Below are 17,546 nucleotides of genomic sequence, written 5' to 3' on the forward strand. Positions count from 1 at the left end.
TGAATGAATTTACGACGATATCCGATCGTTTCTTGGTTTATTTCTTTTCTTCGATCAAAAGCTCTTCTATGAGCGCGCCTAACAGTTGCGTCCTCGATTTGACCTTAGCTTTTTTGTAGATTGAATTGTTCTGGGACTTGATTGTTCCCTCGCTGGTCTCGCGCAGTTTAGCTATTTCTGCGAGGGACAGGCCCTTTACGGTGAGCAGTGCAACATCTCGTTCCGCAGCACTAAGGCCCCAACGGTCGAACTGTAGTTCCAGCATCCGAAAAAACTCGCCTTGAGCCTTTCGCAGGTTCTGTTTGACTTCTTGGTGACGTCGCAAAAACAGCCTGTGGCTTTGCCAAATCAAAAGCCCCCCAAGAATAAACCCAAATAGGGTGATGAGAGCCGTGATTTCATGGACCACCCAACTCGCGGAAAAAATGTAGTACCCTGTTATTTCGCCAATCAATTCGATCACAAACGTCAAAGCAGAGATCGCATATACAGCGATCCCCGCTTTGAACATGGCTTCTTTTTTAAACCATTTGTTCAAACCCCAATCTCGCTTGGGCTCAAGTTGGAAGCTGAATTAATCATCGTCGCCTTCGTCATCCCCTTCGCCATCGTCACCTTCACCGTCGCGCTCGCCATCGTCGCCTTCGCTATCGCGTTCGCCGTCATCGCCTTCGCTATCGCGTTCGCCATCGTCGCCTTCGCTATCGCGCTCGCCATCGTCACCTTCGCTGTCGCGCTCACCATCGTCGCCTTCGCTGTCGCGTTCACCATCGTCGCCTTCGCTGTCGCGTTCACCATCGTCGCCTTCGCTATCGTTTTCCCCATCGCCTTCGTCATCGTCACCTTCGTCATCAAATCCTTCGTCGTCATCTTCGTCATCAAAATCTTCGTCGTCATCTTCCTCATCGTCGAACTCATCGTCTCGCTCTGAACGATCCCGAACGATGGTTCCGTCTTTCCCCAGCACCACTTCTCTCTCGATTCCAGGTCCAGTTGCTTCAAAGCGAAGATTCCCAAACAGCGTGTTGGTTATTTCGATTCGTTGGAAACCTTGTTCTGTGAGTTCGTCGATGATGTCTTGCTTGGTGGTTTGCGAAAGCGCCGTGGTGGCCATCAGAACGAAAGTTGATGTCAGACCGATAGTTTTCTTGTTCATGTTCCCATCCTCAAAGGAATTGCCAATTGAACTAAAACATCGGCGCTTTGCGATGGGAATATAACTTAGGTTGGTTAGGCCAGACTTGAACCAAAGAACTATATCCTCAACGGTACTGGGTAATGCGCGCAATGTGCGGGAACGTGGATTTGGAGAGCGCCGAAGAATTTATCAGGAGCAAATTCCTGAATTTGATCTCGGACCGATCTGAATTTACAGCCATGTAGTTTTTGAAGGTGACACCGAGGATATGCCCGAAGCCAAGAAATTCGAAAAGCTCTTCTCTACTCCAATGATGCGATTTGTGGTGCCTAACAGTGCAGCGCTTAATGCGGCGATTCTGTTTGAGGCCGAAAAGATGCGTGAGGAAGACGAGGGTGCCTCAAAATCCAATCGCGGCGGATGGCACTCAAACGGAAACCTCTTTGATCGCGATACGCCCGCTATTCAGAATTTGCGAGACGCGGCCGAAGATGCGGTGTTTCAAATAACACGAAAGGTCTCAGACAAGGTTGAACCGGATAAACTTCGCCTGAAACTGTTCGGGTGGATAAACGACAATCCTTCCGGCGGGTACAATGCGCCGCATACTCATCCCGGCGCGCATTGGTCTGGAGTGTACTATGTTTCTCAACCCGAGATCGAAGAAGGTTCGTCTGGAATGATTGAGTTTCTCGACCCCCGAAACGAGTTGCCTCACTGGCGCATACTTCAGGCGAGTGCGTTTCGGAACAAAAAGAAGCTGCGCCCGGCAGCCGGCGAAATGATCCTTTTTCCATCCTATCTGACTCATTGGGTCCACCCAAACCAAAGTAAAGAAAGCCGCGTCACGGTTGCCTTCAACGCAACCTTTCGACGTCCAAAATCGGATCCCAGTTAATCGCCTCGAGATACGCAGCCTCTGTGGTATCGAACATCATGGCAATGTTTCGCCTGGTCAACGCAGTCAGCGCGGCTTTCAGTTTCCATCAGAAGCTACAATCCTTTGGCAGCGAGACCGCGTTCAACTGACGTATCCGATCCCAACCACCGCCTCGGCAGGCGTGCCCACAGTCGATCCAACCATAGCCAATCTGCCTTTTTCGATCAGTGCCGCTTTCGAGCCCTGCGCGTCACGGTAAACGATATGTTAACACTTCTAAGTTGAGTTGGCTCAAAGTTAAGGAAATCCAAATCATCTGGGACGTCGCCGCGCTTTGGCCTCTATCACCATCTTTGAGATCGACGGAGATCCGTTTGGCAACCCCAGTGTGACGGTGACCCAGGGGTTTCAGGTCACCATTACTGATGATGATAATTTTCTCGAAAATCCGGACAACAACGGCAGCCAACAGTTCGATACCCTCCCAATCCCCGGGCTGAACAACTCCGGCAGCTTTCAGATATTTGAAGGCTACAGCGCGACGGTCGGAGGTGCACCGGTCACCTACACACTGCTGCAATTCTCGGGTACGCAATACATCGTTGTGACCTCGGGAAACGTTGCTGTTAACGATGTACTGACAGGCAACTCACTGGCCCAGAGTACTGCACCTGCGGTCGAATATGATAACCTTCCCAGCTTTGTCTGCTTTACTTCGGGGTCACATATTCTGACACTGTCGGGCCAGCGTCTGATCGAAGAAGTCAAAGCAGGCGATCATGTGATCACCGCAGATGGCACCGGTCGGGCCGTGCGCTGGGTGGGTCGGCGACGGCTGAGTGATGCGGACCTGAGACAGACCCCTAAGCATTGCCCGATCCAGATCAGTGCGGGCAGTCTTGGGCCGCAGACACCATCGCGAGATCTGCTGCTGTCACCTCAGCATCGGGTTGTCGTGTCCTCACCTGCATTGGAATTGCATCATAATCACCCGATGATGTTGGCGACGGCCAAGTCTCTGCTCAACGGCAAGTCTATCACGCAAGTAACGCCAAGCGGGGGCGTCGAGTACATTCACATTCTATTCGACCAGCATGAGCTGGTGAATGTCGAAGGATTGTGGTCGGAATCGTTTTATCCCGGCGGATATACGCTGGACGCGATGAGCAGTGCAGTGAAGGAGGAACTATTCGAGCTGTTCCCTGAGCTTCGTTCCGACACAGGCGGCTATGGTGATACGGTGCTGCCGGTTCTGAAACCGTACGAAGTGCAGATGCTGCGCCCAGAGCTATCTGCCCCTTGCGGCGCAACCTCGGCGTTTGCGCATTAGAAGAAGGCGGGGGCTTTCGCCCCCTGCCCGTTGATCCGATTACGACGGCGCTTTGGTTTTGCGCAGATAGGGGAAGATCGTCTCGAACTCGCCGAACTTCTCTTTTGCCTCATCGTTGGAGACCGCAGGTGGAATGATCACATCCTCACCCGGCACCCAATTTGCGGGGGTTGCCACGCCCTTGGCGCTCATCTGCAGGCCATCCAGCGCACGCAGAATCTCGGCAAAGTTGCGGCCCACGGTCATCGGGTAGGTCATGGACAGTTTCAACTGCTTATCGGGTCCGATGATAAAGACAGAGCGTACAGTTGCGCTGTCGGCAGGCGTGCGGCCGTCGGGCAGATAGGCCTCGGCCGGCAGCATGTCGAAGGCTTTGGAAACAGCCAGACCGTCATCGGCGATGATCGGGAAGCCGGGGTTGGCGTTGCCATAGGCCTCGATATCTTTTTTCCACTTCTTATGATCTTCGACACCATCGACCGACACGCCGATCACTTTGGTGTTCCGCGCCGCCCATTCATCGTTCAGCTGCGCAACTGCCGAAAACTCGGTCGTGCAAACAGGAGTGAAGTCCTTGGGGTGTGAGAACAGGATGGCCCAGCTATCGCCAATCCAGTCATGAAACTGGACGGTGCCCTGATCTGTCTCTGCGGTGAAATTCGGGACCGTATCATTGATGCGCAAACCCATTGGGAAACTCCTTTCCTGTGAAAAATCGCGAGTCGATTGCTGCCAACCTAATCACTTTGCGCAGAGGTTAAACCATTCATGTTGCGCTGTCAGAAGATTCAGTAGGTAGATAATTTGATCAAATTATGTTTTACCCTTGCCCGACACCCGGGTGGGTGACAGAGTGCGAATGAAAACCGACCGTTCGGTCGATTGATTCCTGATCCGGAGGATGAGCCATGATCGAAAAACGCGATTTCTATATCAACGGCAAATGGGTCGCCCCATCAGAGCCGAATGATTTCGAAGTGATCGACCCGTCGACCGAAGAACCATGCGCGGTGATCTCGCTAGGGTCAGAGGCTGACACTAACGCCGCGGTTGCTGCGGCCAAAGCTGCTCTGCCTGGTTGGATGGCAACCCCGGTGGACGAGCGCATCGCTTTGGTCGAGAAACTGGTCGATATTTACGCCACCCGCTCAGAGGATCTGGCCCAGGCGATGTCGATGGAGATGGGTGCACCGATCGATATGGCGCGCAGCCAGCAATCGGGCGCGGGGATCTATCACCTGAAAAACTTCATCCGTGCCGCCAAGGCGTTCCAATTCGAACGTCCGTTGGGCGATCATGCGCCGAATGACCGGATCATCTATGAAGCGGTGGGTGTGGCAGCCCTGATCACCCCATGGAATTGGCCGATGAATCAGGTCACGCTCAAGGTCGGCGCGGCGGCGATTGCGGGCTGCACGATGGTGCTGAAACCGTCCGAGCAAAGCCCGCTGAACGCGATGATCTTTGCTGAGATGATGGATGAGGCTGGCTTCCCGGCTGGTGTTTTCAACCTGGTGAATGGCGATGGCGTGGGCGTGGGCTCTCAGCTCTCGGGGCACGCAGATGTTGATATGGTCAGCTTCACCGGTTCGACCCGCGCGGGCACGGCGATTTCCAAGAATGCGGCGGATACACTGAAGAAAGTGCATCTGGAACTGGGCGGCAAAGGGGCCAATGTAGTCTTCGCCGATGCCGACGAAAAGGCGGTAAAACGCGGCGTCCTGCACATGATGAACAACACCGGTCAAAGCTGTAACGCGCCCAGCCGGATGCTGGTGCAGCGTCCGATCTATGATCAGGCGGTTGAGACAGCCGCCGAAGTGGCGAACAAGGTCACCGTCGGCAGTGCCGCCGAGGAAGGCCGACATATCGGACCGGTGGTGAACGAAGTGCAGTGGACCAAAATTCAGGACCTGATCCAGAAAGGAATTGATGAGGGCGCGCGTCTGGTTGCAGGCGGCACGGGTCGGCCAGAGGGGCTGAACAAGGGCTATTATGTGCGCCCAACGGTTTTTGCCGATGCCAATAACCAGATGACGATCGCGCGCGAGGAGATCTTTGGCCCGGTTCTGACTATGATCCCCTTCGACACCGAAGAAGAAGCCATCGAGATTGCCAATGACACACCTTACGGGCTGACCAATTATGTTCAGACCCAAGACGGTGCACGCGCCAACCGAATGGCTCGCGTCTTGCGGTCGGGCATGGTTGAGATGAACGGCCAGTCGCGCAGCGCTGGGTCCCCGTTTGGTGGGATGAAACAGTCCGGCAATGGCCGCGAAGGCGGGGTTTGGGGCTTGGAGGACTTCCTTGAGGTCAAAGCCGTTGGCGGTTGGGCCGCCGAATAACCCTGTCTGGAAATATCAAAATGTGAGGCACCTTAGGGTGCCTCGCTTTGTTTCTTACGCAGGTCGGACGATAAGCTGCGGCTCTCCGTCCGACGTGTGACGGGTGGATCGACCATCCCAGCCAATCTCACCTGTCACCCGCTGGCGAAGGGACGAAAAACTGTCGAACCGGACCACATCTACGGGCACGTCGAACTGAAGGGTCACCCGGCGATGTCCGCCATCCCCAATCATGGTCAGACCGCGGATTTCGGCGGTGAAGGGCTGACCCAGATATCGACCCTCAACTCGGTCACCGACGCGCAACTGCACTCGATTTCCTGCCATCGCGTGCAACGTGTTCCAATCCCGCGCACCGAGTTGATGCGCCAACAGTTCCAGCGCCTCGCTATGCGATAGCTTCACTCCGGCGTCCTGCAGGCGTTTGCGCAGGCGTTTTGCCTGCTCTTTCAGCTCCGCAACCGGAGCGATGTTCTGAGTATGTGTCATGGTGTGCCTCGTTTCCTGAAACGGGCGCGAAATCTGGACGGGGTTCGCATTGCCATCCGCGCGCCTGGAAAGGGCAACAGATGTGATTCAATCGGGTTTCACCAAAGCCTAAGGCCGCGAACGGCAGGGGACCCGAACCTGCCGTGCATATGGCAACGACGCGCCAGAATGTCAATCAGGCGTCGGCCTGCGCCGCCTCATAGGCCAGCATGGCGCGCTTGACGGGCAGCCCCCAGTGGTAGCCGCCTAAGCCGCCCGATTTGCGCAAGGCACGGTGGCAGGGGATCAGCCAACTGACCGGGTTGCGCCCAACTGCGGTGCCCACGGCGCGCACCGCTTGGGGTGAGCCGACCCGCTGCGCGATCTCGGAATAGGTGGTGACCTGGCCCGAAGGGATGTGCATCAGCGCTTCCCATACCTTGATCTGCAGTGGTGAGCCGATCAGGTAGAGCGGGGTCGGCTCCAACCGGTCGCTGGCCGCACCGAAGGCGCTGAGCACCCAAGGCCGCAGGCGCATGGGGTCCTCGACAAAATCAGCATTGGGCCAACGAGAGATCATGTCTTCCATCGCCGCCTCCTCGCCTGTCTCGGCCCCAAAGGCGATTCCACAGATTCCCTTGTCAGTTCCCATAACCAGCGCAGGGCCAAAGGGGCACTCGAACCAGCCCCAGTAGATCGTGAGACCTGCGCCTTTGCGGGCGTATTCACCCGGGCTCATGGATTCCCATTTCAGGAACAGGTCATGAAGCCGCCCACTGCCGGACAGCCCCACATTATGAGCGGTTTCCAGCGTGGTGAAACGCTCGTGCAACAGAGCTTTGGCATGGCCGAGAGTCAGGTATTGCTGGTATCGCTTCGGTGAGACCCCGGTCCAGCGTGAGAACAGACGCTGAAAATGGGCAGGGCTCATATCCATCTGGCGAGCCAACTCATCAAGACTGAGACTCTCTCCGCCTTGATCGATCAATTCGATCGCGCGCCGCATGACGTTATAATGATATCCGCTTTCTGCTGTCTGGACGTTCATCAGTCACCTCATCAGTTACAGGAACAGTAACTTGCCCCTGTCGATCTTGCGACCCGGAACCTGCGCTTTATCTTGTCAACTGAGTTGACGAATCAAATCGATTTCTCTTACCATTCAGGTATGGGACACAGGTTGGATCAGCTTTATCAGGCAGTTCAGGCCACCCGGCCTTTGCTGCGGAACATCACGGCAGCAGTTGAGCAGGGCAGCCAGCGCAAAGGCGTGACCGTCGGGCAACGTGCCCTTTTGGAAGGTCTGTCGCTATCTCCCGGCGCGACAGCCCCGGTGCTATGCGCCGAGCTGCAGCTGAAACGACAATATGTCTCGCGCATCTTAAAAGAGCTGATGGGCGCACAGCTGATCGGAAGCCAGCCCAATCCCAAACGTGCAGGCACCTACTGCTACCGGCTGAGCCCTGCGGGCGAAGAGACGATCACGGCAATCAGAGCGGATGAGATGGCCAAGCTGACACGCTTTGCACAGGATTTTTCTGCGTCAGAGCTTGCCGCCTACCACAAGGTTCAGCTGGCCCTGACCCGCTATTTCGCAGAACTCGCCAAGGAGGCCTGACATGACCGTCCTTTGGATAATGGCGGCAAGCATCATGATCGCCGTGTTGTACATCCTCTTGCAAATCCGAAAGATTGGCACTCCGACAACCGGAGCCAAAATAGACCTGGCATCGCGGCCTGAAACGGCGCTGCTGGTGATCGATATGCAAACAGATTTTACCTCGATACCCACCTGGGATGACGCACAAATTGAGGGTGCCTTGTCGACGATCCGGTCAACGACGGACAGCGCCCGCCAGTCTGACTGGTCCGTGATTGCCATCCGTCATGAATTCAAGGGACGGCTGGCGAACTTGCTGAACGGGTGGTTCAATCAGGGGCGCGGCAACGCAGGTTCCGACGGAGTTGGGTTGGATTCGCGTCTTGCGCTGAATCCCGATGCCGAGTTTGTAAAATCCGTAGGTGACGCCTTTTCTTCGCCGGGCTTTGAACGGTTCCTGCAAGACAAACGGATCGGAACGCTGGTTCTGACAGGGTTGGACGGGTGTCATTGCGTGAGTAAGACCGCGCAGGGCGCGCTCAATCGAGGATATCGGGTTCAGATCGATCCGGCGGCTGTACTGGCAGCTGATCCGAACCGGTGGCAGAGGATCAGGGATCAACTTGCAACGGCGGGGGTGGATTTCCGACTGCAGGCGTGAGGCATAGGGATAAATCGACCAAGACCCGCGCCTAGGCAAAACCAAAACGCACCTTTTCAATTGCGACCGCTTGCCTGGCAGGGCATTAAGGCTCGGATGGCCAAACAACTCGGATACCACAAGATCCGCGAGATCTTTACGCGTTTTCACGACGCCGACCCTGAACCCAAGGGCGAGTTGGAGCATGTAAACGTCTATACTCTGGTCGTTGCCGTCGCACTGTCAGCGCAGGCGACCGATGCCGGCGTCAACAAGGCTACGCGCGCGCTATTCAAGATCGCCGACACGCCGCAGAAGATGCTGGATCTGGGCGAAGAAGGTCTGATCGAGCACATCAAGACCATCGGCCTGTTCCGCCAGAAGGCCAAGAACGTAATCAAGCTGAGTCGCATTCTGGTCGAAGACTATGGCGGTGAGGTGCCCAACTCCCGCGCGGCGCTTCAATCGCTACCGGGTGTGGGGCGCAAGACAGCCAATGTTGTCCTGAACATGTGGTGGCGATATCCGGCGCAGGCGGTGGACACGCATATCTTCCGCGTCGGTAACCGCACCGGCATTTGTCCGGGCAAGAATGTGGACGCCGTCGAACGCGCCATCGAAGACAATATACCGACCGACTTTCAGCTGCATGCGCATCACTGGCTGATCCTGCATGGCCGCTATCACTGCAAGGCACGCAAACCGCAGTGCCCGACCTGTATCATCCGCGATCTCTGCGAATTTGAGGACAAGACTCTATGAAAACCTACCAACTGACCGGCATCGGAAACGCCGTTGTGGACGTGATTTCCCAAGCCGATGACAGTTTCCTTGAGCTGATGGGCATCGAAAAGGGCATCATGCAGCTGATCGAACAGGAGCGCGGCGAGGTACTGTATGCCTCGATGGAAGGCCGGGTGCAGACTCCGGGTGGCTCGGTTGCCAACACCATCGCCGGGGCGGGTGCGTTGGGTCTGGATTCGGCCTTTATCGGGCGGGTGCATGATGACGCTCTGGGCCGGTTCTATGCGGATGCGATGAACGAAGACGGGGTGGATTTTGTGAACCCGCCGGTGCCGGGGGGCGAGCTGCCAACCTCGCGTTCGATGATCTTTGTCTCACCGGATGGCGAGCGGTCGATGAACACCTATCTGGGTATTTCGTCCGAGCTGTCTTCTCGGGATGTCTCGGAAGACGTCGCGGGCAACAGCCAGATCATGTTCCTCGAGGGCTATCTGTTCGACAAGGAAAAGGGCAAAGCCGCGTTCCTTGAAGCCGCGCGCAACTGCCATAAGGGTGGCGGCAAGGCGGGCATCGCCATTTCTGACCCGTTCTGTGTAGAACGGCACCGGGTCGATTTCCTGCTGCTGATCGAGAATGAGCTGGATTTTGTAATCGGCAACGAGGCCGAGATCAAATCGCTGTTCGAAACCGACGATCTTGAGGAGGCGCTGGCGAAAACGGCCGAGATTTGCCCTCTGGTCGTTTGCACCCGGTCGGGCGACGGGGTGACTGTTCTGAACGGCGACGCGCGCATCGACGTACCAGTTGAAAAGATCGTCCCCGTGGACGCGACCGGCGCGGGCGATCAATTCGCCGCCGGGTTCCTTTATGGCATGGCAACAGGCCGCGATTACGAGACCTGTGCGCGGATCGGCAATGTCTGTGCCCGCGAGGTGATCAGCCATATCGGCCCGCGCCCTGAGGCGAACATGCAGGAATTGCTGCGGGCTGAGGGATTGCTCTGATCCCGCGAAACGCAACGTAACGCTGGTGCGTCACATTTCGGGATGGCTACCCTTTTTTTTGGATGTAAGGGGGGAGCCAATTCATGTTAGGCAGAGCAATCAGGATCACCGCAGGAACATTGGCGTTGGGGCTTGTGGCCGGCGTTGGGTACCTGCTGATCTCTCCGCCCGACCTGTTGCGAGTCGGGACCAACTATTCGGCCAAGATCGTCTGTTCTAACGTGTTCATCGCTGGGCGGGATGCGCAGGAGGTACTGGCGGTTGATGTGCAGGCGCCCGGGCATCCGTTGCTGAAACACGTCTCGGTCTCGGTTGACCCCGAGGCGCAATCAGTATCTGCAAAGCTACTCGGGATCTTCGCCCCTGCGACCAGCCAATATCGCGAGGGGCTTGGATGTGCGAATACGCATGAGGCCCAACCGGTCAACGCCCAGCTAAACACTCTGCACGCGCTGTCTGATGCACTTTGGCCGGAAGGCACCACAGTGGCCCCAGCGCAGAACTCCAAATTGGCAATGGTTCTGTCGGACCCGACCATTCTGGGAGAGGGCTTCCGCGCCGTAGTTGTGGTGCATGATGGCCGGATCATTGGTGAGGCTTATGCGGATGGATTCGACGAAAATACCCCTCTTCTGGGCTGGTCAATGACCAAAACCATAACCTCTGGATTGATTGGAACGCTGATAAAATCCGGTCAGATGAAGTTGACGGATACACTGGTCGATTCATTTCCCGATTGGGCAGAGGACAACCGGCAGCACATTACCGTCGAGGATATGTTGACCATGTCCAGCGGCCTGCGATGGAACGAAGGCTATGGTGACGTCTCGGACGTGACTCGGATGTTATACCTGAGCGACGACATGGTGGGGTTTGTCACTTCGCTTGAAGCCGAGGCTGAGCCAAATACTGAATTCAACTATTCGTCGGGCACATCCACCGTCTTGGCGCGGGTCTGGCAGGATCAGGTCAAAGATGACAGCTTGTCCTATCCGCAGCGCGCACTCCTGCTGCCACTGGGCATGACCTCGGCCATACTTGAAACTGATGTTTCTGACACCTTTGTCGGCTCAAGCTATATGTACGCCACAGCGCGGGATTGGGCACGATATGGGCAATTCCTGCTGCAGGGCGGCACATGGGACGGGCAGCAAATTCTGCCCGAAGGGTTCACTGACTGGATGTTCGAACCGGTTGCTGTCTCGGGCGGGGCATATGCCAAAGGTCACTTGTGGCGCGACGTGCCGGGTGGAGAACCCCCGTTCGAAGATGCGGTCTGGATGGCCGGACATGATGGGCAATCGGTCGGGATATTCCCTTCGCGTGATTTGGTGATCGTGCGATTGGGGCTTACACCGTCCGATACCGGTTATTCCCCGCTGCCGCTGGCCAAAGCGGTGATTACGGCGCTTGGTTCCTAACCCGAACTACCCGAGATGCGGCTGAAACGCAGAAAGCACCTGCTGGTAGACGTCCTTTTTGAACGGCACGATCTCATCGACCAGCCTCTTGGGGTCTTGCCATTTCCAGTGGGTGAACTCGGGGTGCTCGGTTGCGATATCGATCTGATCATCCCGGCCCAGAAACCGCATCAGGTACCACTTCTGCTCCTGTCCGCGATACCGGCCCTTCCAGATTTTCGGCACAATGTCATGCGGTAGGTCATAGGGCAGCCAACCGTCGGTCTCGGCGATGATGTCGACCAGATCGCTGGTTACACCAGTTTCTTCCCAAAGCTCGCGCAGGGCCGCATCACGCGGGTCTTCGCCCTTGTCCACGCCACCCTGAGGCATCTGCCAGGCGTCCTTGTGGCGATCATTGCGCTGACCGACAAAGATCAGACCCTCGGCATTCATCAACATCAGTCCCACGCAGGGGCGATAGGGCAGTTTGGCGATTTCATCAGGGGTCATGCGCGGCCTCGTGATTAAGCTTTGCTGCGTCTCTAGCAAGCGCCGCGATAAAGGCAAAGGGAATGACGTTAGGTTTCACGTGACAAAGGTGACGCGAAGGTCAATCTGACGGTCAAAGTCGGGAGGGAGAGTTTGCCATGACTGCGTACCCAAACATGTTGGCCCCGCTGGATCTGGGTTTTACCACGTTGAAGAACCGCGTGCTGATGGGCTCGATGCATACCGGTCTGGAAGAGACCGGCGACTGGATCCGTGTCGCCGAGTTCTACGCGGATCGCGCGCGCGGTGGTGTTGCTTTGATGGTGACGGGTGGGATTGGCCCGAACCTTGAGGGCTCGGTGCTGCCCGGGGCCTCGATGATGACCAATGATGAAGAGGTGGCGAACCATTCCATTGTGACCAAACGTGTGCATGAGGCAGGCGGCAAGATCGCGATGCAGATTCTGCATGCGGGGCGCTATGCCTATGGTCCGAAATGCGTGGCCCCCAGCCCGGTGAAATCCCCAATTTCTCCGTTTCCGCCGCATGAGTTGGACGAAGAGGGTATCGAGAAGCAAATCAGCGACATCGTAAACGCGGCTGTTCTGGCCCAACAGGCGGGCTATGACGGGGTCGAGATCATGGGCTCCGAGGGGTATTTCCTGAACCAGTTCCTCGTGACCCACACCAACAAGCGCGAGGATCGCTGGGGTGGGTCATACGAGAACCGGATGCGTCTGCCTATCGAGGTGGTACGCCGCACGCGGGAAGCCGTGGGGAGCGATTTCATCATCATCTATCGCCTTTCGATGATTGATCTTGTGCCCAATGGGTCGACCCATGACGAAGTCGTTGAACTTGCGCAGCGGATTGAGCAGGCCGGGGCAACGATCATCAACACCGGTATCGGCTGGCACGAGGCGCGGATTCCAACGATTGCCACCAGCGTTCCCCGTGCTGCATTTGCGTGGGTTACCAAGAAGCTGATGGGTAAAGTCGGGATTCCAGTGATCACCTCGAACCGGATCAACACGCCTGAGGTTGCCGAAGAAGTTCTATCGACCGGTTGCGCCGATATCGTGTCTCTGGCGCGGCCGATGCTGGCCGATGCGGATTTCGTGAACAAGGCGATTGCAAATGAAGCCGCGAAGATCGCCCCGTGCATCGCATGCAATCAGGCCTGTCTGGACCACACTTTCAGCGGTAAGCTGACCTCATGCCTGGTCAATCCGCGCGCCTGTCATGAGACCGAATTGGTGATCGGCAAGGCCGAGACACGTAAGACCGTGGCCATTGTCGGCGCTGGCCCTGCAGGTTTGTCCACCGCGATGACAGCTGCCCAGCGCGGCCATGATGTAACCCTGTTTGATCGCGCCGCCGAGATAGGCGGGCAGTTGAACATGGCCAAACAGGTGCCAGGGAAAGAAGAGTTCTGGGGACTGGTCGACTGGTACCGTACCATGATGGACGACCTAGGCGTGACGGTCGAACTGAACCGAGAGGTCAGCGCAGATGATCTGACCGGTTATGATGAGGTGGTCATCGCCACCGGTGTCACTCCACGTGATCCACAGATTCCCGGCCAGGATCGGGACAATGTGCTCAGCTACATCGACGTGCTGCGCGACAAGGCCGAGGTCGGCAGCACCGTTGCCGTAATCGGGGCCGGAGGCATCGGGTTCGATGTCTCCGAATTCCTGCTGGAAGACGGTCACAGCCCAACCACGGACCTTCCATTGTGGATGAAGGAATGGGGCGTGACCGACCCCGCAGAACACCGCTCGGGCCTGGCCCCCGAGGGCCCGCAGCCCGAAGCACCAGCACGGCAGGTCACGCTGCTGCAGCGCAAGGCGCAGCGTCACGGCAAGGGGCTGGGAAAGACAACGGGCTGGATCCACCGCGCGACATTAAAGATGAAGGGCGTCAGTTTCGTTGGTGGTGTGAATTATGAGCGCATCGACGAGGACGGCCTGCATGTCAGCTTTGGTGAAACCCGCGATGATCCAACCGTGATCGCAGCCGAGTCGATCGTCCTATGTGCCGGGCAGGTCTCGGACCGGTCGCTGGCGGATGAGCTGATCGAACGTGGAATGACCCCGCATGTGATTGGTGGAGCAGATGTGGCAGCTGAGCTGGACGCCAAACGTGCGATCAATCAGGGCACACGTCTGGCGGCAGCGTTCTGACGTTGTAGTGCCACTGCGCTGGAGAAAGCCGCCCCGGAAGAGGCGGCTTTTTTCGTTTTCCTTGACTCAGTTGTTATCAATGTACATATGTACCACATGAGTCAGAAAATAGAACGCACCCAAACAGGAATTCGAATCGAGAAGCGGCTTCTGAAAGTTCTCAAAGGGCTGGCAGAATCGCTGGACATGACCCTTGGCGACCTGATTGAGGGCATCGCGCTGCACAGCTTTGAGAACAAGCCAGCCTTCTCTGAAGAGACACTGAAGAAGATCAAACAGCTCAAAAGTGTCTACGACTTCGATTGGACAGCTGAAGACAGCCACCGTTTCAAGGAGGATGAAGAATGAGCGCATCTCGATACGCCGACGTCACCATCGCATTTGAAGCACACGCAATCGACAACGCAAGGTTCGGACACGTCGAACATGTGCAAGTCGCTTATGACCTGCTACACAAGTATGATTTCATCGATGCCGCAGAGATCTACGCCAAGGGAATTCGCACGTTAGCAGCGAACGCAGGCGCACCGGACAAGTTCAATCTGACAATCACCTACGCATTCATGAGCCTGATCGCAGAGCGGCTGGCCAACACGCAAGCTACTGACTTTAAGAGTTTCGCACAGGAAAATTCCGACCTGATGGCCAAGTCAGTACTCAACCAATGGTATTCTGCGGAACGTCTCAACACGCAGCTTGCCCGCGATATATTCCTGCTGCCTGCCGCCGTATAATCGCGTTTTGCGGCGAAGGTGAATTGTTACTCCACTGTGATCGTAATCACCTCGGACACAATGGGCGTCGCATGAGGGACGTGGCCTGCATCCCCAAGCACCAGCTGCAAAGTATGCTCACCCGGAGCAAGTTCCAAAGTCACCTCAGTCTGACCGCCACCGAAATGAATGTGATTGTCGTCTGCGGGCAGACCGTATGACAGTTCGTCCGCACCGTCTTCTCCCTGCCCAAGTGGTGGGCGATCAATCAGGAGGTGATGGTGCCCTGTATTTTCCTTCTCGGTTCCAGCGGGGGCAACGCCCATGCCGCTGAGGCCAAAGACTACGGTCACAGGTGATTGCACGGTGTCACCGTCAGACAGGTTGACGAAATAGACCTTCGCATCTGGATTCGATGGTGTTTCCCCTCCGGCCCACGCAAGGCTGGCGGTCAGACACAGGGTAATGACAGCAAATAGGGCTTTCATAGTCTCCTCCGTGGTCACAAAAATGCCATTCTCATCATAGCACGATTGGAAAAAAGTCCAGAAAACGGGGTTTTGTATCGAAAGGCATGGTCCGCGGCATATAGGGCCGGGCGTTTCCTAGTTGCAAACGATCCGATTCAAAACCCTGATATTATCCCATGTCTGCCCAGTTCTTGCCCAGATTGATCGCGATAAAGAGACAACGAACGGAAGACCTGGGGAACGAGAATGGATCGACTAACTGAAATGGAGGCCTTTTCCAACGTGGTGGACCAGGGTGGTTTCACCGACGCGGCCAAGAAAATGGGCATCTCCAAATCAGCCGTGTCTAAACACGTCTCGAGCCTCGAGGCGCGGTTGGGGGCAAGGCTTTTGAACCGGACAACGCGCCGGGTTTCGCCAACCGAGATCGGATTGGCCTATTATGATCGCGCCCGTCGCGTGCTGAACGACGCAGGCGAAGCGGATGCGCTGGTGACTTCGATGCAATCTGCGCCTTCTGGTCTGCTGCGGATCTCTGTGGCAACAGATTTTGGCGTCAATCACCTGTCACCGGTCCTGTCGGACTTCCTGTCGGCCTATCCGGACATCACCGTGAATATGGTTCTGAACAACCGCTATGTTGAGCTGATTTCCGAAGGCTTTGACGTGGCCGTGCGCATTGGCGAGCTGGAAGACAGCACGCTGCGCGCCCGTAAGCTGACCGAAACAGTGAAACGCATGGTCGCGTCGCCGAGATATATCGAACAGTTCGGACGCCCGCAGAAGATCGACGATCTGAACGAACACAAACTGCTGCATTACTCCAGCCAATCCTCGGGCAGCGTGTGGAAGCTGACGGCGCCTTCGGGCGAGAAGCGTCAGGTCCGCACTGCTGGCTGGCTGAGCGTAAATGATGGGCAGTCGCTACTGAACGCCGCGATCTCGGGGCTTGGGATCGCGCATCTGCCCAGCTATCTATATGCCGAAGCACTGAAATCGGGCGAGGTGGTAGACGCCATGCCATCGCTGCCGGATGAGGTTCAGGGCGTCTATGCGGTCTACCCGCCGGGCCGGTTCACCCAGCCCAAGGTGCGGGCTTTCATTGATTTTCTTGTCGAGTCCTTTGCTGAAAAGGGTCCGATGGATTGGTAGAATTCTCCCTGTGGCACCTAAACGGCCCGTGCTGAATGGCACGGGTCTTTTTTTGTCTAGCGATGCATCAGTTAGTCTCTGGTGATACGGCCCGCTGATACAGGTGCCACGTGGTGTGGCCCAGGATCGGCAGCGTGAAAATCAGCCCCAGAAACGCCGGAACCAGCGACAACAGCATGGTGATCGAGATGATCGCCGCCCAACTGAGCATTACCACCGGGCTTTCAGCGACCACGCGAATGGAAGTGAGCATGGCGGAAACAAAGTTGGTTTCCCGATCCAGAAGCATGGGCATGGCCACCACAGTCACCGAGAACAGGACCGCCGACAAAAAAGCGCCGATACAGGTGCCGACCGCCAGAAAGATCCAGCCTTGCGGTGTGAAGAAGATGGTGTTCATGAACCCTTCGAAATCCGAGAAGGACGCCTTTTGCAGGATGATCGCCAGCCAAAGGCGGATTTGGTAGGTCCATACCCAGAAAATGAACAGGGTGACAAAGGCCATCCAACCCATCTCGCGCTTGCGTTGATGGGCCATGACGCTGAGGATTTCGGACCAGCCGAAGCTTTCCCCTTTCTGCATCCTACGGGACATTTCATAAAGCCCGGCGGCCGCAAATGGGGCGACCAGCGGAAAGCCTACGGCGGCAGGAATGATCATCCAGATATTGCCAAGCCCGACCAGGCACCAAACGAACAGGATGCCGAAAACTGCGTAGAACAGGCCGAAAAAGCCGCTCATGACCGGGTGTGCGAGGAAGTCGGAAAACCCGGCCTTCAGCGATGCGGTAATATCCTCGGCCGTCAGCCTGTTAACCTCGGGCATGGATTGCTGTGGGACCGTGTTATCCGGCGGAGTGGTATCTTCGGTTTTGGATGCCATGACGCATTCCTCCCAAAGCATGGTGACTGGTGGGACTGCCTGCCAACAGGCCTGATGGCAAGACAGACGCACCGATTAGCTGCAAGTGTGCATCAGGC

At 56.6% G+C, this 17,546-nt stretch carries 20 protein-coding genes; 12 read left to right on the forward strand and 8 right to left on the reverse strand.

The window, feature by feature from the left end; translation table 11 throughout:
* Window positions 1-37: 37 nt before the first annotated feature.
* A complete protein-coding gene (locus ACR0NM_RS10125) occupies window positions 38-538 on the reverse strand; it encodes a helix-turn-helix transcriptional regulator (RefSeq protein ID WP_170394711.1) in 501 nt (166 codons plus the stop codon).
* 36 nt (window positions 539-574) lie between these two features.
* On the reverse strand, window positions 575-1,156 hold the full coding sequence (locus ACR0NM_RS10130; protein WP_170598389.1) for a hypothetical protein: 582 nt from the start codon (window positions 1,154-1,156) through the stop codon (window positions 575-577).
* Window positions 1,157-1,406: 250 nt separating this feature from the next.
* Between ACR0NM_RS10130 and ACR0NM_RS10135 the strand changes: the two genes are divergently transcribed.
* Both ACR0NM_RS10135 and ACR0NM_RS10140 read left to right on the forward strand, forming a co-directional pair.
* On the forward strand, window positions 1,407-2,036 hold the full coding sequence (locus ACR0NM_RS10135) for a TIGR02466 family protein (RefSeq protein WP_170737211.1): 630 nt from the start codon (window positions 1,407-1,409) through the stop codon (window positions 2,034-2,036).
* Window positions 2,037-2,352: 316 nt separating this feature from the next.
* A complete protein-coding gene (locus tag ACR0NM_RS10140) occupies window positions 2,353-3,348 on the forward strand; it encodes a Hint domain-containing protein (RefSeq protein WP_480614481.1) in 996 nt (331 codons plus the stop codon).
* A 39-nt stretch (window positions 3,349-3,387) separates the two neighbouring features.
* Here the strand turns inward: ACR0NM_RS10140 and ACR0NM_RS10145 are convergent, their stop codons facing one another.
* Window positions 3,388-4,038 (reverse strand): peroxiredoxin, encoded by a 651-nt coding sequence (locus tag ACR0NM_RS10145; RefSeq protein ID WP_170408508.1) that lies wholly within the window; start codon window positions 4,036-4,038, stop codon window positions 3,388-3,390.
* A gap of 218 nt (window positions 4,039-4,256) precedes the next feature.
* Between ACR0NM_RS10145 and ACR0NM_RS10150 the strand changes: the two genes are divergently transcribed.
* Window positions 4,257-5,696 carry an aldehyde dehydrogenase family protein gene (locus ACR0NM_RS10150; RefSeq protein WP_170515067.1) on the forward strand — a complete coding sequence of 480 codons (1,440 nt, stop codon included), beginning with the start codon at window positions 4,257-4,259 and terminating at the stop codon, window positions 5,694-5,696.
* 54 nt (window positions 5,697-5,750) lie between these two features.
* On the opposite strand, the gene ACR0NM_RS10155 is transcribed toward ACR0NM_RS10150, so the two are convergent.
* Together ACR0NM_RS10155 and ACR0NM_RS10160 are read right to left on the reverse strand one after the other, a co-directional pair.
* A complete protein-coding gene (locus ACR0NM_RS10155; RefSeq protein ID WP_170408510.1) occupies window positions 5,751-6,185 on the reverse strand; it encodes a glyoxalase superfamily protein in 435 nt (144 codons plus the stop codon).
* Between the two features lie 175 nt (window positions 6,186-6,360).
* Window positions 6,361-7,212 carry a bifunctional helix-turn-helix domain-containing protein/methylated-DNA--[protein]-cysteine S-methyltransferase gene (locus ACR0NM_RS10160; protein WP_170394731.1) on the reverse strand — a complete coding sequence of 284 codons (852 nt, stop codon included), beginning with the start codon at window positions 7,210-7,212 and terminating at the stop codon, window positions 6,361-6,363.
* A gap of 120 nt (window positions 7,213-7,332) precedes the next feature.
* Here ACR0NM_RS10160 and ACR0NM_RS10165 point away from each other — a divergent pair, with 120 nt between their 5' ends.
* The 5 genes from ACR0NM_RS10165 (at window position 7,333) to ACR0NM_RS10185 (ending at window position 11,573) form a co-directional block, all read left to right on the forward strand.
* A complete protein-coding gene (locus ACR0NM_RS10165; RefSeq protein WP_480614484.1) occupies window positions 7,333-7,782 on the forward strand; it encodes a MarR family winged helix-turn-helix transcriptional regulator in 450 nt (149 codons plus the stop codon).
* Between the two features lies 1 nt (window position 7,783).
* Entirely contained in the window at window positions 7,784-8,425 is a 642-nt protein-coding gene (locus ACR0NM_RS10170; RefSeq protein ID WP_480614486.1) for a cysteine hydrolase family protein, read from the forward strand.
* Between the two features lie 96 nt (window positions 8,426-8,521).
* Window positions 8,522-9,166 carry an endonuclease III gene (gene nth, locus ACR0NM_RS10175; protein WP_170598366.1) on the forward strand — a complete coding sequence of 215 codons (645 nt, stop codon included), beginning with the start codon at window positions 8,522-8,524 and terminating at the stop codon, window positions 9,164-9,166.
* Complete coding sequence (locus tag ACR0NM_RS10180; RefSeq protein WP_480614490.1) at window positions 9,163-10,152, forward strand: adenosine kinase; 990 nt, start codon at window positions 9,163-9,165, stop codon at window positions 10,150-10,152. Before nth ends, ACR0NM_RS10180 begins: the two co-directional genes overlap by 4 nt.
* A gap of 83 nt (window positions 10,153-10,235) precedes the next feature.
* A complete protein-coding gene (locus ACR0NM_RS10185) occupies window positions 10,236-11,573 on the forward strand; it encodes a serine hydrolase domain-containing protein (protein ID WP_480614492.1) in 1,338 nt (445 codons plus the stop codon).
* A 6-nt stretch (window positions 11,574-11,579) separates the two neighbouring features.
* On the opposite strand, the gene ACR0NM_RS10190 is transcribed toward ACR0NM_RS10185, so the two are convergent.
* Complete coding sequence (locus ACR0NM_RS10190; RefSeq protein ID WP_480614495.1) at window positions 11,580-12,065, reverse strand: RNA pyrophosphohydrolase; 486 nt, start codon at window positions 12,063-12,065, stop codon at window positions 11,580-11,582.
* 137 nt (window positions 12,066-12,202) lie between these two features.
* Here ACR0NM_RS10190 and ACR0NM_RS10195 point away from each other — a divergent pair, with 137 nt between their 5' ends.
* From ACR0NM_RS10195 to ACR0NM_RS10205, 3 genes are all read left to right on the forward strand, one after another.
* Window positions 12,203-14,230, forward strand: coding sequence for an FAD-dependent oxidoreductase (locus tag ACR0NM_RS10195; RefSeq protein WP_480614497.1), 2,028 nt, complete (start codon window positions 12,203-12,205; stop codon window positions 14,228-14,230).
* A 96-nt stretch (window positions 14,231-14,326) separates the two neighbouring features.
* A complete protein-coding gene (locus ACR0NM_RS10200; RefSeq protein WP_170394756.1) occupies window positions 14,327-14,578 on the forward strand; it encodes a hypothetical protein in 252 nt (83 codons plus the stop codon).
* Window positions 14,575-14,964, forward strand: a complete 390-nt coding sequence (locus ACR0NM_RS10205; protein ID WP_480614500.1) for a hypothetical protein — start codon at window positions 14,575-14,577, stop codon at window positions 14,962-14,964. Before ACR0NM_RS10200 ends, ACR0NM_RS10205 begins: the two co-directional genes overlap by 4 nt.
* A 26-nt stretch (window positions 14,965-14,990) precedes the next feature.
* On the opposite strand, the gene ACR0NM_RS10210 is transcribed toward ACR0NM_RS10205, so the two are convergent.
* A complete protein-coding gene (locus ACR0NM_RS10210) occupies window positions 14,991-15,431 on the reverse strand; it encodes a DUF4399 domain-containing protein (protein ID WP_170648822.1) in 441 nt (146 codons plus the stop codon).
* Between the two features lie 228 nt (window positions 15,432-15,659).
* Between ACR0NM_RS10210 and ACR0NM_RS10215 the strand changes: the two genes are divergently transcribed.
* A complete protein-coding gene (locus ACR0NM_RS10215; protein ID WP_170394766.1) occupies window positions 15,660-16,565 on the forward strand; it encodes a LysR family transcriptional regulator in 906 nt (301 codons plus the stop codon).
* A 67-nt stretch (window positions 16,566-16,632) separates the two neighbouring features.
* On the opposite strand, the gene ACR0NM_RS10220 is transcribed toward ACR0NM_RS10215, so the two are convergent.
* Window positions 16,633-17,448, reverse strand: coding sequence for a DUF2189 domain-containing protein (locus ACR0NM_RS10220; protein ID WP_480614503.1), 816 nt, complete (start codon window positions 17,446-17,448; stop codon window positions 16,633-16,635).
* Between the last annotated feature and the right edge of the window lie 98 nt (window positions 17,449-17,546).

The sequence above is a fragment of the Ruegeria sp. AF2 genome (assembly GCF_056542025.1).

Bases quoted from the DNA above. Each gene is read 5' to 3' on its own strand.
- ACR0NM_RS10145 (WP_170408508.1), bottom strand. From the start codon at position 4,038: ATGGGTTTGCGCATCAATGATACGGTCCCGAATTTCACCGCAGAGACA.
- ACR0NM_RS10190 (WP_480614495.1), bottom strand. From the start codon at position 12,065: ATGACCCCTGATGAAATCGCCAAACTGCCCTATCGCCCCTGCGTGGGA.
- nth (WP_170598366.1), top strand. From the start codon at position 8,522: ATGGCCAAACAACTCGGATACCACAAGATCCGCGAGATCTTTACGCGT.
- ACR0NM_RS10165 (WP_480614484.1), top strand. From the start codon at position 7,333: ATGGGACACAGGTTGGATCAGCTTTATCAGGCAGTTCAGGCCACCCGG.
- ACR0NM_RS10135 (WP_170737211.1), top strand. From the start codon at position 1,407: ATGCCCGAAGCCAAGAAATTCGAAAAGCTCTTCTCTACTCCAATGATG.
- ACR0NM_RS10220 (WP_480614503.1), bottom strand. From the start codon at position 17,448: ATGGCATCCAAAACCGAAGATACCACTCCGCCGGATAACACGGTCCCA.
- ACR0NM_RS10195 (WP_480614497.1), top strand. From the start codon at position 12,203: ATGACTGCGTACCCAAACATGTTGGCCCCGCTGGATCTGGGTTTTACC.
- ACR0NM_RS10185 (WP_480614492.1), top strand. From the start codon at position 10,236: ATGTTAGGCAGAGCAATCAGGATCACCGCAGGAACATTGGCGTTGGGG.
- ACR0NM_RS10215 (WP_170394766.1), top strand. From the start codon at position 15,660: ATGGATCGACTAACTGAAATGGAGGCCTTTTCCAACGTGGTGGACCAG.
- ACR0NM_RS10130 (WP_170598389.1), bottom strand. From the start codon at position 1,156: ATGAACAAGAAAACTATCGGTCTGACATCAACTTTCGTTCTGATGGCC.
- ACR0NM_RS10170 (WP_480614486.1), top strand. From the start codon at position 7,784: ATGACCGTCCTTTGGATAATGGCGGCAAGCATCATGATCGCCGTGTTG.
- ACR0NM_RS10205 (WP_480614500.1), top strand. From the start codon at position 14,575: ATGAGCGCATCTCGATACGCCGACGTCACCATCGCATTTGAAGCACAC.
- ACR0NM_RS10180 (WP_480614490.1), top strand. From the start codon at position 9,163: ATGAAAACCTACCAACTGACCGGCATCGGAAACGCCGTTGTGGACGTG.
- ACR0NM_RS10200 (WP_170394756.1), top strand. From the start codon at position 14,327: ATGAGTCAGAAAATAGAACGCACCCAAACAGGAATTCGAATCGAGAAG.
- ACR0NM_RS10210 (WP_170648822.1), bottom strand. From the start codon at position 15,431: ATGAAAGCCCTATTTGCTGTCATTACCCTGTGTCTGACCGCCAGCCTT.
- ACR0NM_RS10150 (WP_170515067.1), top strand. From the start codon at position 4,257: ATGATCGAAAAACGCGATTTCTATATCAACGGCAAATGGGTCGCCCCA.
- ACR0NM_RS10155 (WP_170408510.1), bottom strand. From the start codon at position 6,185: ATGACACATACTCAGAACATCGCTCCGGTTGCGGAGCTGAAAGAGCAG.
- ACR0NM_RS10160 (WP_170394731.1), bottom strand. From the start codon at position 7,212: ATGAACGTCCAGACAGCAGAAAGCGGATATCATTATAACGTCATGCGG.